A 15,191-nucleotide genomic window follows, 5' to 3' on the forward strand; every position below is an offset into this window, starting at 1 on the left:
AGGACATTGGTCATACTCGCGCGCGTCCTGGCGCTGCCGGTCAGCCTGATCCTGGTGTGGTGGCTGGCGACCGACGCCGATTACCGCTCCGACAACATCTTCGCGCTCCCGGACCTGGCGTTCTCGCTGCTGTTGATAGTGGCCGCGTTCCTCCCGCGCCGCGCGGCGGTCCCGTTGCTGACGGTCGGCTTCTACTTCGGCTCCGGCGTGATCACCGTGGCGGCCTTCGAACGCCTCGCCCAATCCGAAACCGGCCCGGGCACCCTCAACTTCGCCATAGCGGCGATCTACCTCGCGATGGCCCTGATCCTCTCCTTCAAGGTGGGCCTGACGTCTCAGCAGCCGAAACCGGCCGAGTAATCACACTCAGTACGGTGCTTTGACCTGCGAGAATATCGAGGCAAGCGGTTGCGGTGGTGTTTTCTGTCGGGTCGTGCTAGAAATCTCTGCATGGCACTTTTCGATCTTCCCCTGGAACAGCTTCGCGAATATCGGCCCGAGCATGGGGCTCCGGCCGATTTCGACGAGTTCTGGAAGCGGACCCTGACCGAGGCCGCCGGCCATGACCTGGACGTGCGGGGCGAGGCGTTCGACGCGGGGCTGACGCAGGTCGAGGTCACCGATCTGGTCTTCGCCGGGTTCGGCGGGCACCCGGTCAAGGCCTGGCTCCTCAAGCCCAAGGGCGTGGACGGCCCGCTGCCGTGCGTGGTGGAGTACATCGGGTACTCCGGCGGGCGCTCGTACCCGTGGGCGCACACCGCGGTCCCGGCCGCGGGGTGGGCGCATCTGGTGATGGACACGCGCGGGCAGGGCTACGGCAACTGGCAGCCCGGCGACACCGGCGACCCGTACGGGACGACCGGCCCCACGAACAAGGGCTGGATGACCCAGGGCCTGGAAGACCCCGAGCACTACTACTACCGGCGGGTCTACACCGACGCGGTGCGCGCGGTGGACGTCGCCAAGAGCATCGAGGGCATCGACCCCGACCGGATCGTGGTCTCCGGCGGCTCGCAGGGCGGCGGCATCACCCAGGCGGTCGCGGGTCTGCGGGACGACCTGGCGGGCGCGATCGTGGACGTGCCGTTCCTGACGTACTTCCGCCGCGCCGTCACCATCACCGACTCCTACCCCTACCAGGAGATCGTGGAGTTCCTCGCGGGCCAGCGCCTGCGGGAGGACCGCGTCTTCTCCACGCTGGACTACTTCGACGGGATCCACTTCGCGGCCCGGGCAACGGCCCCGGCGCTGTATTCGGTGGGCTTGATGGACGAGACGTGCCCGCCTTCGACGGTGTTCGCCGCGTACAACCTGTGGCAGGGCCCGAAGCGGATCACGGTGTGGCCGTGGAACCGCCACGAGGGCGGTGGGGTGCACCAGCGGGGCGAGCACTTGAAGTTCCTCGCCGAGGTTCGCTGATCGGATAGGGAAAGGGGCGCGGCCGCATCGGCCGCGCCCCTTTCTATTCCCGGATCTTGAGCCGTTCCAGGGCCTGCTCGTGGAGGAGCCCGTTGGTCGCCAGCGCGGACCCGCCGTCGGGTCCGGGGCGGCCGCGCAGGTCGGTGAAGGTGCCGCCGGCCTCTTCGACGATGAGCGCGAGCGGCGCGAGGTCCCACAGGGCCACTTCGGGTTCGGCGGCGATGTCGACGGCCCCTTCGGCGAGGAGGCAGTAGGAGTAGAAGTCGCCGAAGCCCCTCTCGCGCCAGGCTTCGTGGAGCAGGGCGAGCATCGCGCCCTGGCGGTCGAGTTTGGACCAGCCGGTGATCGAGGAGATGCTCACCGAGGCGTCGCCGAGCGAGGCGACCTTGGAGACGTTGATGCGCTTGCCGGCGCGCTGGTCCCGTCCGGCGTAGGCGCCGGCGCCCTTCATGGCCCACCAGCGGCGGTGGAGGGCGGGGGCGGAGACGACGCCGACGACGGGTTCGCCGCGGTCGAACAGGGCGATGAGCGTGGCCCACACGGGTACGCCGCGCACGTAGTTGCGGGTGGCGTCGATCGGGTCGATGACCCATTTGCGGCCGGACGCCCCGGGGTTGTCGCCGAACTCCTCGCCGAAGATCCCGTCGCGGGGCCGGGCGCGCGCGAGCGTGGACCGCAGGACCTCTTCGATGGTGGTGTCGGCGTCCGAGACCTCGGTCATGTCCGGTTTGGAGGACACGCGCAGGTCGGAGGCCCTGAACCGGCTGGTGCCGATCTGCGCGGCCGAGTCGGCGAGCAGGTGCGCGAGGCCGAGGTCGTCGTTGTAGCTGGAGGTGGGCATGCCCACATCCTACTGAGAGCGGTACACCTGGCTAGTTCTTGGCATCGGACTCGTGGAGCGAGGCGAGGACGCGGCGGAAGGACGCGAGCCGCCCGGACCGCGGGTCGTCGGGGCCGATCTGGGCGTCGAGGGCGCAGTCGCCGATCTCGGGGGTGTGCGTGCAGCCGCGGGGGCAGTCGGCGGCCACGGCTTCGAGTTCGGGGAAGGCCTTGAGGATCGAGTCGGCGGTGACGTGCGCGAGCCCGAACGAGCGCACCCCGGGGGTGTCGATGACCCAGCCGCCGCCGGGCAGCGCGAACGAGACGGTGCTGGTGGACGTGTGCGAGCCCTTCCCGATCGAGCGGACCTCGCTCACGGCCCGGCCCGCGCCGGGGACGAGCCGGTTGACCAGGGTGGACTTGCCGACCCCGGAGTGCCCGAAGAACACGTTCTCCTTGTCTCGCAGCAGGTCCGTGAGCGCTTCGAGCGGCGCGTCGGGTTCGGTGGCCACGATCGTCAAGTCCAGCTGCGAGTAGTACGACCGCGCCTGTTCGACCACTTCGGGGGCGAGGTCGTTCTTGGTCAGGCACAGGATCGGCGCGACCCCGGCGTCGAACGCCGCGACCAGGCAGCGGTCGACGAACCCGTACCGCAGCGGCGGATCAACGGTCGCGGCCACGATCACGAGCTGGTCGACGTTGGCGACCACGACGCGCTCGGTGGCGTTCTCGTCGTCGGCCGAACGCCGCAGCTCCCCGTGCCTCTCGGCGATCCGCACGATCCGCGCGAGCGTCCCGGGGTTCCCCGAGAGGTCCCCGACCAGCGCCGCCCGGTCACCGACCACGATGGACTGCTTGCCGAGCTCGCGGGCCTTCATCGCCGTGACCGGCTCGCCCTCGACCAGGCACGTGTACCGGCCCCGGTCCACCGCCGTCACGAACCCCTCGACGGCGTGCTCGTGCTTCGGACGGATCTTCGTCCGCGGCCGCGAGCGCCGCGTGGGCCGCACCCGCACGTCGTCCTCGTCCCAGTCCTCGTCGTCCGGGTCGGCGGCGTCCCAATCGGGCCTCGGCACTAGGCCTCCCCGACCGGGCCGCCGAGCACGGCCCGCTCCCACGCCTCGGCGAAATCGGGCCACGTCTTCGACACGCACGCCACGTCGTCGAGCACCAACCCGGGGATCACCAGGCCCGCCACCGCACCCGCGTGCGCCATCCGGTGATCGGCGTACGTCGCCCACGTACCAGGCGTCGACCCGCCCTTGTTGACCCGCAGGCCGTCCTCGAACTCGTCCACGTCCGCGCCGATCTTCCGCAACTCGGTCACCAGCGCCGAGATCCGGTCGGTCTCATGCCCGCGGATGTGCGCCACCCCGCGGATCGAGAACGGCCCGGCATTCACCCCGAACAGCGCCGCCAGCGACGGCGTCAACTCGGAAGCATCCGACAGATCCAGCTCCACCGGCAGCAGACTCGGCGCCCCGACCACCGTCAGCCCGCCCCGCGACCACTCCACCCGCGAACCCAATCGCGTCAAGACCTCCCGGATCGCGTCCCCGGCCTGCGTGGTCTCGGTCGGCCAACCCTCCACGGTGACCCGCCCGCCCGCCGCCAGCGCCGCGCACAGGAACGGCGCCGCGTTCTGAAGATCAGGCTCGATCACCCACTCGCGGCCCTGAAGCTCACCGGGCTCGACCCGCCAGCGGTTCGGCTCCGCATCGTCCACCACCGCCCCGGCCTCGCGCAGCATCCGCACCACCATGTCCAGATACGGACGGCTCGGCACCGGCCGGTCACCCACATGCCGCAGATCCAAGCCCCGCTCGAACCGCGGCGCGGCCATCAACAGCGCACTCACCAGCTGCGACGTCTTCGAAGCGTCCACCTCGAGCACCCCGCCGCGCACCGCGCCGGTCGCGTTCACCGTGAACGGCAGCGCCAGACGGCCCCCGTCCTCGATGTCCACGCCCAGACCCCGCAGCGCCAAGATCACCCCGTCGTTCGGGCGCTTCCTCGCATGCGGATCCCCGTCGAAGGACACCGGGCCGTCGGCCAGCGCCGCCACCGGCGGCAGGAACCGCATCACCGTCCCGGCCAGACCGCAGTCCACCTCGGCCTCGCCCGCGAACGGCCCCGGCTCCACCGTCCACCGATCCGCATCCGAGGTGTCCACGCCCACCCCGAGCGCCCGCAGGCCCTCGACCATGAGCAGCGTGTCCCGCGCGATCAACGGCCGCCGGATCACCGACGGACCCGACGCCAGCGACGCGAGCACCAGAGCCCGCGCCGTCATCGACTTCGAACCGGGCACGCGCACGACCGCGTCCAGCTCCGACCCCGCGAACGGAGTCTCCCAACGGCGCTTCTGGGGGGCGGCGGTAGCATTCACGCCCGCCATTCTAAAGGCCCGCCCGGCCCAGGCCCGCATCTCGCCGAGCCCGCGCCGAAATGCAGGAACCGCATGTCGGTGCCCACCGCTACGGTGAACCCATGTGCGGAAGGTACGCGAACGCGAAATCCAGCCCCGACATGGCGGCACTCTTCGACGCCGAAGACCTCATAGCCGGCGCTTGGGCCCCCAGACACAACATCGCCCCCACCACCCAGGCCCCACTCGTGCGCCACTCCACCAGCAGAGCCAAACGCGTCCTCGAACTCGCCCGCTGGGGCCTGGTCCCGCCCTGGGCCGACGACCCCGCCATCGGCACCCGTATGTTCAACGCCCGCATCGAAACCGTGGCCACCTCCCGCGCCTACCGGCGCCCCTTCGCCTCCAAACGCGCCCTCATCCCCGCCGACGGCTGGTACGAATGGCGAAAACTCCCCGGCGGCGGCAAACAGCCCTACTACTTCACCCGCCCCGGCGGCCTCCTCCTCGCAGGCCTGTGGGAAACCTGGCGCAGCGACGACCTCGACCTCCTCACCTTCACCGTCCTCACCTGCCCCGCCCTCGACGACGCCATCGGCGCCGTCCACGACCGCATGCCCTACGTCCTCCCACCCCACCGCGCCGCCGCCTGGCTCGGCGAAACCGACGCGAGCGAAGCCGAACTCCTCGCCGGACCCGACACCGCCCTGACCCGCGACCTCGAAATCCGCAAAGTCAGCCGCGCCGTCGGCCGCGCCGACAACGAAGGCCCCCACCTCATCGCCCCCATCGACACCCCCGACGAACCCGACACCCTCCCCGGACTCTGACCACAGAATGTGAAGTCAATCACCACCCTCGAACGGTATCTGTACCCCAAGTCACCGATCTTTCGTGTACAAGCCGCCGCGGGCTGAAGGGAATCGCTTCCGAGCGCCGAGCCCATCGCACCCGGAAGGGCCCACGCCGGCAAGGAAAAGGGAGGCAGCAATGCGTCGAATCCGCCCCGAGGAAGTGGAACGTGCCCGCAGGGACCCCCGCCTGCACGACGCCACCGAATACCGCAACGAAGTCATCAGAGGCGCCTACCGCATGAGCGGCGACGACTGGCTCCGCCAAGGCAACTGCGCCGACGCCGAACTCGACACCATGTACCCCGAACCCCGCGAACCCGTCGACGCCGCGCTGGCGATGTGCGCGGCCTGCCCGGTGCGCACCCCCTGCCTGGTGCGCGCGCTGGAGGCCCGGGACCGCCACGGGGTGTGGGGCAACACCGCGCCGCGCGAGCGGCGGGCCATGATCGAGGTCTGGAAGGAAGTCAACCCCCTCGCCGTCGGCGCCTGACCGGCGGACCGAATGCCGCGACCGCTTCCGAGCGGGGCGCGGCTTCTCGGTGTCTGGAGGAAGTACCGCTCGCGGCGGTGCAGTGGGGGAGCTCCAGCCTCCCCGGACCGGCGACGGTGTCAAGTCCGCCGGCCCGGGGCAGGTACTGGGAGTTCACGCATCGGTCTCCCGACGCGATCGTGGCCCTCGCGGGCTCATTCACGATAACGGCTACTCGCACCGAAAGTCGCCGTTTCAATCCACAAAGTAATAATTCGGTGCGATCGGGCGCTCTGGGGCCGATCCTTCGCACCGCGCGCGGTGTGGCGAACGCGACGCGAGGGGTTTGGCCGGCGGCGGAATGAACCCCGACCGGGTGATGTTGTGGGTAGCGAGTCTCCGACCTCGGCTCGTCCGGTTCCCGCCTCGCAGTACCGGCGCGGCGCCCGGCGGGTCACGTACCAGTCCAGCAAGGAGCGCATCGCATATGACCACCACCCTCCGCGGACGCGAGGACCATCGCGTCGCCGCGCTGCTGAACGCCCCCGAGTGGACCCCGTCGGCCGGTGCCGACCGCGCCACCGCGCACGTCGGCGGCGTCACCGCCGACGGTATTTCCGCCGTCCCCGCCCGCACCCCTGCCGTAGGCTCGGAAGTGCCGGGCGACGAGAGGGAGACGGTGACCGAGGCAGGCAGCGAGAGCACCCAGGAGCGGCGCGACCGGTTCGAGCGCGACGCGATGCCGCTGCTCGACCAGCTCTACGGCGCGGCGCTGCGCATGACGCGCAACCCCGCCGACGCCGAGGACCTGGTGCAGGAGACCTACCTCAAGGCCTACTCCAAGTTCCACCAGTTCCGCGAGGGCACCAACCTCAAGGCCTGGCTGTACCGGATCCTCACCAACACGTACATCAACACCTACCGCAAGAAGAAGCGCCAACCCCTGACCTCGCCCACCGACGAGATCACCGACTGGCAGCTCGCGGACGCCGAGTCGCACTCGGCCCAGGGCCTGCGCTCGGCCGAGACCGAGGCGCTCGACCACCTGCCCGACTCCGACGTCAAGGACGCGCTCCAGAGCCTCGGCGAGGACTTCCGGCTCACGGTCTACCTCGCCGACGTCGAGGGCTTCGCGTACAAGGAGATCGCCGACATCATGGGAACGCCGATCGGCACCGTCATGTCCCGCCTCCACCGGGGCCGCCGCCAGCTGCGCCAGCTGCTCAGCTCCTACGCCGCCGATCGCGGCCTGTCGCCCGCACGGGAGGTTCAGTCGTGACCGGTCCCGAGGCGTCCAAGCCCAAGCTCGACTGCCGGGAAGTGCTCGAAGAGGTCTACCTGTACCTCGACGAGGAGTGCTCCGAGGTGCGGCGGAACGTGATCCGCGATCACCTGGAGGAATGCTCGCCGTGCCTCGCGGAGTACGGCATCGAGCAGGAGGTGCGCGTCATCGTGCACCGCTGCTGCTCCCAGGAGAAGGCCCCCGACGAGGTCAAGGAGCGCCTGCGTCAGAAGCTCAGCGCCGTCGAGCAGGTCAGCGAACTGTTCAGCGAGGCCGCCGAGCGCGATCGCTGACCGCGCCCGGCTTCGCTCAGAAGTCTCGGTTCAGGAGTCCAGCCGCTCGGCCTCGTTCGACCTGAGCAGGCCGATCGAGATCTGGAGCGAGGCCTCGCGGATCTCCTGCTCGGAGTCGTCGATCCTGGGGTAGGTGATCCACGCGCTGTAGAGCGTCGTGATCGCGTCCCACGCCCGCAGGCGGTGGGTCAGCGGATCGTCGGTCTCGATGAGCAGGGCGTGAAGCCTGCGCTGCCGCATCCGAAAGACCGACATGCGGTCCAGACGCGTCAAGGCGGCCTGGTTGTTCTGCATGAACTTCAGCACCGGCACATGCGAGCGGATGACCTCCGCGTACCGGCGCAGCAGTTCGGTGCGGGTATCCAGGTCGCGCGGCTGCGTGTCCCCCCACTCGCAGATGCGGTCGACGTCCTCGGCGTACGAGTCGAAGAAACTCGCCGCGATGTCTTCCTTGGTCTTGAAGTGGTAGTAGAGCGCGGCCTTGGTCACGCCGAGCTGCTCGGCGATCTCCCGCAGAGAGGTGCGTTCGTAGCCGTGCTCGCTGAAGAGCGCGATCGCGGTCTGCTGGATCCGCTCGCGGGTGCTCGGCTGCTGCTCGCGCGCTTCGCGCGGCGTATCGGTCATCTGGGCAAGTCTCGTTCTTGTCCGGTGTCGAGCTGTGCGATCGCGGAGCTGTGGCGGCCCGGGGGCCGCCTGCCCCACCACGCGCTAGCTGTTCGGCCGCTTCCCGTGGTTCGCGGCCTTCTTCTTACGCGACTTGCGCTTGCGAGCTGCTTTCGCCATGGCTCCTCCTTGATCGGTGTGAATGCAGGGGTCAACCTTACCGGCAACTTCACCGCCGCCCCGAGGGCGTTGACGAGTGCGTGAACTCGGAGGAGTGTTGAAGGGGGCGGCGCGTTCCGCACGGGCGGTCACCGCCCGTGCGCGGGACGCATCGCGCCCCGCCTTGGCGGCGAGAAGGGCAACGGCCGGTGGACGGGCGTGGTCAAGGTCGACTACCCTTCATTATGAAGGTTTATTTAATATTGGCTAGGCATCCGTGTACAAGGAGCGTCCCGTGAACCAGCCCCAGGTCGGCGCCGCCGACGAGACCAACGCCGCGCCCGGTGCGGGCATGGCCGCCGACATCGCCGAGCAGCCCGACGTGTTCACCGGTCTGCTCGACCACGGCGCCGCCGAGATCGCCAAGATCGCGGCCATCATCGCCGAACGGCGCCCCCGGTCGATCGTGTTCACCGCCCGCGGCACCTCCGACCACGCCGCCCTCTACGCCGCCTACCTCACCGAGATCCGCCTCGGCCTCCCCGCGAGCCTGGCCAGCCCCTCGGTCGTCACCGTCTTCGACGCCCGCCCCGACTGGTCCGACAGCCTCGTCATCGCCGTCTCCCAATCCGGCGGCTCCCCCGACCTCGCCCAGGTCGTCGCCGCGGCCCGCGCCTCCGGCGCGCTCACCCTCGCCGTGACCAACAACCCCGCCTCGCGCCTGGCCGCCGAAGCCGAACTCCACATCGACGTCCGCGCCGGCCACGAGCGCGCCGTCGCCGCCACCAAGACCTACACCGCCGAACTGCTCGCGCTGCTGCTCCTCATCGAGGGCATCCGCACCGGCACCGGCCGCCTGGAGACCGCCGAGGCCGCCGCCCTCGACAAGCTCCCCGAACTCGCCCAAGGCGTGCTCGACAACGCCGGCGCCCCCGAGCTGGCCGGGCGCTACCGCTTCGCGTCCCGCTTCGTGACCACCGGCCGCGGCTACGCCTACCCGACCGCCCGCGAGACCGCGCTCAAGCTCATGGAGACCTCCTACCTCCCCTCGCTCGCGTTCTCCGGCGCCGACCTCCTCCACGGCCCCCTCGCCATGACCGACCCCGGCGTCCCGGTCCTCGCCGTCGTCGGCTCCGGCCCCGGCGGGCACGCGATGTGGAACGTCCTCACCCGCTTGGAGAAGCAGCGCGCCGACGTCGTCATCGTGGGCGCCGCCGACGTCCCCGGCCAGAGCGCCCGCCTCGCCACCCCCGCCGTCGACGAGCGCTTCGCCGCCCTCATCGACATCCTTCCCCTGCAACAGCTCTCACTGCACCTCGCGATCGAACGCGGCGAGAACCCCGACGCCCCAAGAGGTCTCAAAAAGGTCACGGAGACGGTGTGATCCCAGCTCGCGGGCGTCGCCGGAGCGGTTGTTCACCTCGGATTCACCGTGATGTTCACCGTTCTCCGTACACTCAACGTCATGCAGGCACCACCGGCCGCGTTGTCCGGCACCACCGAGATCGTCTGGCACGACAGGCGTTACCGGGCCCGCCCGATCGCCGGTGGCGCCGCGTTCGAGATCTATTCGGACACTCGCGAGCAGGGATTCCAACTCAGCGGCAGCGCCTACCGCCGCTACGTCCACGCCTCCGAGGTCACCAGCGAGGGCGCCGAACTGCTCCGCGCCGGCGTCGCGCCGCTGTCGGTCCCGGTCATGCCCGGGGCCGACGCGGCCACCGTCCACCGCTACAGCCAGAACCCGCGCATCGGCGCCGCCGAGCGCGCGCTGGTCTCGGCGGTGCGCGCCACCGCGTTCGTGACCCCCGGCACACGCATGGTCAAGCCGCTCAGCCGCCACCAGGTCGCCAAGCAGCTCACCACCGCGCCGCTGGTCGGCGGGGTGTGCTTCCGCGAGTTCGACGTGGCCCACCTGCGCACCCCCGACGACCGCGTCGTCCTCTCCGGCGACCCCGACGACCTGCGCGACATCGCTTTCGCGTTGCGCTGGAAGGCCATCGCGGCTTGCGACTACATCAGCACCGAGGCGGTCAACCTCCCCGGCCTGGTCGGCATCCCCGGGCGCGAGCGGCGCGGCTCGATGATCCTCGGCACCGGGTTCCTTCCCAGCGGTACGCATCTGATCCCCGAATTCGCCACGGCCGGCCTCGCGGACCTGCCGCTCACCGCGCGCGCCGAGATCCTCGCGTACACGCCCGACGGCGGCGAGGTCGCGCTGTTCCAGTACCAGCCGCAGACGAACGTGTGGGACCGCATGGCCGGCGCGCGCCACCGCGACCTGGTCAACCGCATCCCCGGCCTCGAAACCGGCCGCGCGCTCTTTCGCGTCGACCCTTCCGTCCATGCCGGACTCATCGGCGAACATGAGGGCGAACGCGTCCCGGTCACCGCCGACCCGGGCCACGGCTTCAGCGTCTACGCCCGCGGCGCGGCGAGCCGCAGCCCGGTCGCGCGCCCGCAGCGGTTTCACACCCGCGCCACGTGGCGCGGCATCGACGTGCTCGCTTTGGGGCGCAACGAGGACTGGGTCCGCCTGCGCCTGGGCGAGCCCGACATCGAGGCGGTCATGGCGACCGATGCCACTTGCGTCGAACGCGGCGTCTACGAATGCTGGGCCCCGCGCGCCGAACTCGAACATCCCCGCACGATCACGATCGACTACCCGACCCCCACCAACCCGGCCCCGCACTGACCCGCCGGCGCCGGCCCGCGAAGCGGGTCGGCGCCGGGGGACGGTGCCGAGGCCGAATCGCTTTCGCCAGAACGGCGTTCGGCGGAGTACCGGGAGGGCTGTTCGCCTCGGCGGGGCCGAATCGCTTGCCGGAACCGCATTCGGCCGAATGCCGGTTGGCCGATCGCCCCGAGCCGAGTCGCCCGCTGTATTCGCGATCGGCGAGCGCAGTGCGGCACGCTCCGTCGGCGGGCCGCCGTAGGCGTCGCTGCGACGGGCGCAGAGATGCGAGGGTGGCTCGTGAAAATCTGCGCGCTCTGGGGGCCTCCCCCCCGCCCCCACCCCACCCCCTCCCACCCTTGTTGTTTTCGGACACGGTGCACCGTGATGTCAGCCGTTGGTCGGCACTTGGGTGCGCCTTCGGGGCGCTCTGGTGTCGGTCAGGGTTGGCCTCCTCTCGACAGGCGCCAGCGGCGGTCGATCTGGTCGACCCATCCGGTGGTCCGCAGGCGCTCTAGGGTCTCGGTGGCCGCGGTGAGGGGGATTCCTGCGGCTGCCGCCAGGCGGGGCGTCTCTACTACGTAGCCTCTCGGTAGGGCCTCGACCAGGCGGGCTTCGATCTCGTTCAGGCTGTCGAACGGGCGATGCTGTGACGGGGGACCGGTGGCCGCGAGGCCTCCGATGCCGGTGAGGTCCTCGATGACCTCCTCTGCGCGCGTTACCAGGCGGGCGTCCCAGGGTTCCCTCGCGAGTTGGTGGACCCCGGCGGAGGCCGAGGAGGTCACCGGTCCCGGGGTGAACATCAGGACCCTGCCCAGCTCGGCCGCGTGGCGGGCCGTGTTCCTGGCTCCTGAGCGGTTCGCCGCCTCGACGACCACCGTGCCCGCTGTGAGCGCGGCGATGACCCTGTTCCTGGTCAAGAAGCGGTGCTTCATGGCCGACGAACCCGGCGGCCACTCGCTCAACAGGAGGCCCTGCTTCAAGACCAGCTCGAACATCGCCCGATTGCTCTTCGGGTAAGGAAGCTCCACCCCCGAAGCGAGCACCGCGACCGTGGGGCCTCCCCGCGACATCGCACCCAGGTGAGCGGCACGGTCGATGCCCAGGGCTCCCCCCGAGACCACCGTCCACCCGGACTCGGTCAGATCAGTCGCCAGGTCGTCGGCCAGATGCTGGCCGTAGTCCGTGGCCGCCCGGGAGCCCACGATCGCCACCGAGCGGGCGCACAGCGCCGCCAGGTCGTGGTCGCCTCTGATCCACAGGCACCGCGGCGGCCGCACATGCGGTTCGTCGGCGTCGCAGACCAGATGGAGATCGTGCAGTTGCGGCGGCCAATCCGGGTCGCCCGGGATCACCACCCGTGCGCCGCAGGCTTCCGTGGCCTCGGCGATGTCCCTCGCGCTGTCCGCTGGGTCTTCCGCGCAGGCCACCGCCGCACTCGTGATGCGGCGCAGGCGCTCTGGGACTTCGCCCTCCCAGATGCGCCGCACCGCCTCGATCGGGCCCGTTTCGTCGAGCAGCTCGTCGAGTTCGGCGTCGCCCGGCTCCACCACTGAGGACAAGAGCATCAAGGCGAGTCTCGGATCGTTCGGCAGGTTCGTCATGACGCCTCCTCCATCGTGTTTCCGTTCTGCGGGTATCCCAGCCGCAGCTCCGTTGCCGCGAGCACGTCCTCAGCGCTCGGGCGGTCGTGGTCTCCCAGATCGGCGATCGTCCAGGCCAGGCGCAGCACCCGGTCGTAGCCGCGGGCCGTGATCCGCTCCTTCAAGAGCAGGTCGTCGACGTGCCTGCGGGTCTTCGGCGGCAGCCGCCAGCGCTCCGAGCGCAGCGCCGAGCCGGGCACTTCGCTGTTGAGCAGCCACGGTTCGCCGGCCTCGGCCCAGCGGGCCGCTCCCGCTTCGCGGGCTCGGGAGACGCGCTTGGCGACCGTCTCGGAGGACTCGGCCTCGCCGACCGCCGACAGGATCTCCGAAGGCGGCACCGGCGGGAGGTACACCCGCAGGTCGATCCGGTCCATCAGCGGGCGCGAGATGCGCAGCAGGTAGGAGCGCTTGACCCGGGGAAGACACGTGCAGTCCTGCGGTTTGTTCGGCGAGCACGGGCACGTGTTCGCCGCCAGGACCAGGATCACCTTGGCCGGGTAGCGGATCGAGGAGTTCGCTCGGCGCAGCAGGACCTCGCCGCTCTCCAGCGGTTGGCGCAGCGAGTCGAGGACCGTCCGGCGCCACTCGGGAGCCTCATCTATGAACAGGACCCCTCGGTGCGCCAAGGCCAGTGAGCCGGGGCCTATATGGCCGGAACCTCCTCCTACCAAGGCCTGCATGGTGATCGAATGGTGCGGCGACTCGAACGGCGGGTGTTCGATGAGCGTGGCCGCGCCTCCGGTGAGCCTGCCTCGCAGCGAATGCAGCGAGGTCACCTCGACGGCGTCGGAGTTCGACAGCGGCGGCAGGATCGACGGGAGGCGTTCGGCCAGCATCGTCTTCCCTGCGCCTGGAGGGCCCACGAGCAGCATGTGGTGGCCTCCCGCCGCGGCGATCTCCAGGGCCTTGCGGGCCTGGGACTGGCCCCTGACGTCGGCGAGGTCGGGCATCGGCGGCGGCTCCGGCTTCGCCGAGCGCAGGACCGGGTCGAGGGTGGTCTGGCCGTACAGCCAGGCCACCAACGTGGTCAGATCAGGTGGGGCGAGGATCGTGAGGTCCTCGACCAGGGCCGCCTCCTCGGCGTTGGCGGGCGGGACGATGGCCTTGCGGATGCCGAGCTTGCGGGCCTCGATGAGCGCCGGCAGCGTGCCCGGGACCGCGCGGAGACTGCCGTCGAGGCCCAGTTCGGCCAACAGGACCGTGTCCTGGAGTCTCTCCGAGGGCAGGGTCTCGTCAGCGCACATGATCGTGACCGCGAGTGCGAGGTCGGCGGCCGATCCGGTCGTGGGGACCGATGCGGGCATGAAGTTGACGGTGATCGACTTGTCGGGAAAGCGCATGGCGGAGTTGGCCATCGCGGAGCGGACCCGGGTCTGGGCCTGGTTGACCACGCTGTCGGGCAGGCCCGACATGCGGACCGTGTCCGCGCCTTTCGAAGTGGACTTGAACACTGAGGCCTCGACGGTGACGGCCACGGCGTTCGCGCCGATCATGCAGACGGTGTTGGTGCGTGCGTAAGCCATGGCGTTCTCCCCGGTGGTGTTCGACGCTGAGGGTGTGGTCGTCGGTGGCGGTCAGGCCCAGGCGGTCGATGCGCCAGGGCTGGTCGGGTCGGCAGTGCTCGCGGAGCCAGATCCTCGCGAGCTTCTCGACCTGGTCGAGCTTCTCGCCGTCGACGGCCCCGAGCGCCCCGCCGTGGCGGCGGGACCTGCGGGTCTTGACTTCGCAGAACACGACCGTGTCGGATTCGCGGGCGATGAGGTCGAGTTCGCCCTCGCGGTGCCGCCAGCCTCGGGCCAGGATCTGCATGCGGTGGCGCCGCAGGTGGATCGCCGCGAGCTGTTCGCCGAGGCTGCCGAGTTGGCGTGGTGTGAGGTCGCGGAGGCGGACCGTCGAGTTCGGGGCCAGCCGGTGCGTGGCCGTGTGCGACCGCTCGCGGACGATGGGTGCGCGGTTCATGGCCGCACCTCCGTTCCCGCGCCGGTCGCATGGGTCGCGCTGGCGGGCGGGTGGCCGGGGCGGGGGAGGAGGCGGACTTTGCCCGCGCCGAACAGGAGCATCGGGTCGAGGTAGAGCGGGCCGCGTTTGAGGCCCAGGTGGAGGCAGGTCGATTCGGGGCACGAGGCGTGGCCCGCCTGGAGTGTGCCGATGCGGTCGCCGGCCGCGACCTGCTGGCCGACGGTGACCTCCGGTTCGACCGGTTCGTAGGTGGTGCGCAGGCCGTTCGCGTGGGTGATGCTGATGACGCCTCGGCCCGCGAGGTCGTCGGCGAAGCTCACCGTGCCCGCCCCGGCGGCCAGGACCGGGAGTGCGGAGTCTGCGCCGAGGTCGACGCCGCGGTGGCCCGGCAGCCACGGCAGCGGCGGCGGGTCGAACGCGGTCAGCAGGTCGAGGTCGCCGGTGGGGGACTGCCAAGGACCCTGGTTCGGGTCCTGGGCTTTGACGAGTGTGGGTAGCAGTACGGCGGTGGCGGCGAGCAGTGAAGCGGTGATGAGCCCTACGATCATGGCGTTGTGTAGTCGTTGCATGACTCAATGGTCGACCCGCTGGGTGGTATTGCCAACAAAAAGTTTTTTGCCTGTGGATAACTTTCTCTGGGCGGTTTCTA

Annotated in this window: 15 protein-coding genes and 1 pseudogene; 8 read left to right on the top strand and 8 right to left on the bottom strand. The window is 70.3% G+C overall.

Going from position 1 to position 15,191, the window contains the following annotated elements:
• Positions 1 to 6: 6 nt before the first annotated feature.
• Positions 7 to 360 carry a hypothetical protein gene (locus AB0B28_RS11040; RefSeq protein ID WP_360119603.1) on the top strand — a complete coding sequence of 118 codons (354 nt, stop codon included), beginning with the start codon at positions 7 to 9 and terminating at the stop codon, positions 358 to 360.
• A 90-nt stretch (positions 361 to 450) separates the two neighbouring features.
• On the top strand, positions 451 to 1,419 hold the full coding sequence (locus AB0B28_RS11045) for an acetylxylan esterase (protein WP_360119605.1): 969 nt from the start codon (positions 451 to 453) through the stop codon (positions 1,417 to 1,419).
• A 43-nt stretch (positions 1,420 to 1,462) separates the two neighbouring features.
• On the opposite strand, the gene hisN is transcribed toward AB0B28_RS11045, so the two are convergent.
• From hisN to aroA, 3 genes are read right to left on the bottom strand one after another with little or no spacing between them, the layout of a single operon-like run.
• Positions 1,463 to 2,260 (bottom strand): histidinol-phosphatase, encoded by a 798-nt coding sequence (gene hisN / locus AB0B28_RS11050; RefSeq protein ID WP_360119607.1) that lies wholly within the window; start codon positions 2,258 to 2,260, stop codon positions 1,463 to 1,465.
• A gap of 31 nt (positions 2,261 to 2,291) precedes the next feature.
• Complete coding sequence (rsgA, locus tag AB0B28_RS11055) at positions 2,292 to 3,314, bottom strand: ribosome small subunit-dependent GTPase A (RefSeq protein ID WP_360119609.1); 1,023 nt, start codon at positions 3,312 to 3,314, stop codon at positions 2,292 to 2,294.
• Positions 3,314 to 4,555 (bottom strand): 3-phosphoshikimate 1-carboxyvinyltransferase, encoded by a 1,242-nt coding sequence (gene aroA / locus AB0B28_RS11060; RefSeq protein ID WP_360119611.1) that lies wholly within the window; start codon positions 4,553 to 4,555, stop codon positions 3,314 to 3,316. Before aroA ends, rsgA begins: the two co-directional genes overlap by 1 nt.
• Before the next feature lie 173 nt (positions 4,556 to 4,728).
• Between aroA and AB0B28_RS11065 the strand changes: the two genes are divergently transcribed.
• The 4 genes from AB0B28_RS11065 to rsrA all read left to right on the top strand — a co-directional run bounded on the left by AB0B28_RS11065 (position 4,729) and on the right by rsrA (position 7,504).
• Positions 4,729 to 5,436: an SOS response-associated peptidase gene (locus tag AB0B28_RS11065; RefSeq protein WP_360119613.1), complete on the top strand. Its 708-nt coding sequence runs from the start codon at positions 4,729 to 4,731 to the stop codon at positions 5,434 to 5,436.
• 160 nt (positions 5,437 to 5,596) lie between these two features.
• A complete protein-coding gene (locus AB0B28_RS11070) occupies positions 5,597 to 5,950 on the top strand; it encodes a WhiB family transcriptional regulator (RefSeq protein ID WP_360119615.1) in 354 nt (117 codons plus the stop codon).
• Positions 5,951 to 6,416: 466 nt separating this feature from the next.
• Positions 6,417 to 7,208, top strand: coding sequence for a sigma-70 family RNA polymerase sigma factor (locus AB0B28_RS11075; RefSeq protein ID WP_360119617.1), 792 nt, complete (start codon positions 6,417 to 6,419; stop codon positions 7,206 to 7,208).
• The gene (gene rsrA / locus AB0B28_RS11080; RefSeq protein ID WP_360119619.1) at positions 7,205 to 7,504 is read left to right on the top strand and encodes a mycothiol system anti-sigma-R factor; all 300 of its coding nucleotides are present in this window, start codon (positions 7,205 to 7,207) and stop codon (positions 7,502 to 7,504) included. The genes AB0B28_RS11075 and rsrA overlap by 4 nt, the downstream gene beginning before the upstream one ends.
• Positions 7,505 to 7,534: 30 nt before the next feature.
• Here rsrA and AB0B28_RS11085 read toward each other — a convergent pair whose 3' ends face one another.
• Positions 7,535 to 8,128 (bottom strand): helix-turn-helix domain-containing protein, encoded by a 594-nt coding sequence (locus tag AB0B28_RS11085; protein ID WP_360119621.1) that lies wholly within the window; start codon positions 8,126 to 8,128, stop codon positions 7,535 to 7,537.
• A 490-nt stretch (positions 8,129 to 8,618) separates the two neighbouring features.
• On the opposite strand from AB0B28_RS11085, the gene AB0B28_RS11090 reads away from it, so the two are divergent.
• Together AB0B28_RS11090 and AB0B28_RS11095 are read left to right on the top strand one after the other, a co-directional pair.
• Positions 8,619 to 9,650 carry an SIS domain-containing protein gene (locus AB0B28_RS11090; protein WP_360119816.1) on the top strand — a complete coding sequence of 344 codons (1,032 nt, stop codon included), beginning with the start codon at positions 8,619 to 8,621 and terminating at the stop codon, positions 9,648 to 9,650.
• 81 nt (positions 9,651 to 9,731) lie between these two features.
• Positions 9,732 to 10,961 carry a hypothetical protein gene (locus tag AB0B28_RS11095; RefSeq protein ID WP_360119623.1) on the top strand — a complete coding sequence of 410 codons (1,230 nt, stop codon included), beginning with the start codon at positions 9,732 to 9,734 and terminating at the stop codon, positions 10,959 to 10,961.
• A 419-nt stretch (positions 10,962 to 11,380) separates the two neighbouring features.
• Here AB0B28_RS11095 and dprA read toward each other — a convergent pair whose 3' ends face one another.
• The 4 genes and pseudogenes from dprA to AB0B28_RS11115 all read right to left on the bottom strand — a co-directional run bounded on the left by dprA (position 11,381) and on the right by AB0B28_RS11115 (position 15,111).
• Positions 11,381 to 12,544 (bottom strand): DNA-processing protein DprA, encoded by a 1,164-nt coding sequence (dprA, locus tag AB0B28_RS11100; RefSeq protein WP_360119625.1) that lies wholly within the window; start codon positions 12,542 to 12,544, stop codon positions 11,381 to 11,383.
• Positions 12,541 to 14,106, bottom strand: coding sequence for a YifB family Mg chelatase-like AAA ATPase (locus AB0B28_RS11105; protein WP_360119627.1), 1,566 nt, complete (start codon positions 14,104 to 14,106; stop codon positions 12,541 to 12,543). The genes dprA and AB0B28_RS11105 overlap by 4 nt, the downstream gene beginning before the upstream one ends.
• A 52-nt stretch (positions 14,107 to 14,158) precedes the next feature.
• A pseudogene (locus AB0B28_RS11110) lies at positions 14,159 to 14,542 on the bottom strand (YraN family protein); the annotation flags it as partial.
• On the bottom strand, positions 14,539 to 15,111 hold the full coding sequence (locus AB0B28_RS11115) for a M23 family metallopeptidase (protein WP_360119629.1): 573 nt from the start codon (positions 15,109 to 15,111) through the stop codon (positions 14,539 to 14,541). The pseudogene AB0B28_RS11110 and the gene AB0B28_RS11115, both read right to left, overlap by 4 nt.
• Positions 15,112 to 15,191: the final 80 nt, after the last annotated feature.

The sequence above is a fragment of the Glycomyces sp. NPDC046736 genome, from assembly GCF_040645615.1.
Classification (GTDB): domain Bacteria; phylum Actinomycetota; class Actinomycetes; order Mycobacteriales; family Micromonosporaceae; genus Glycomyces.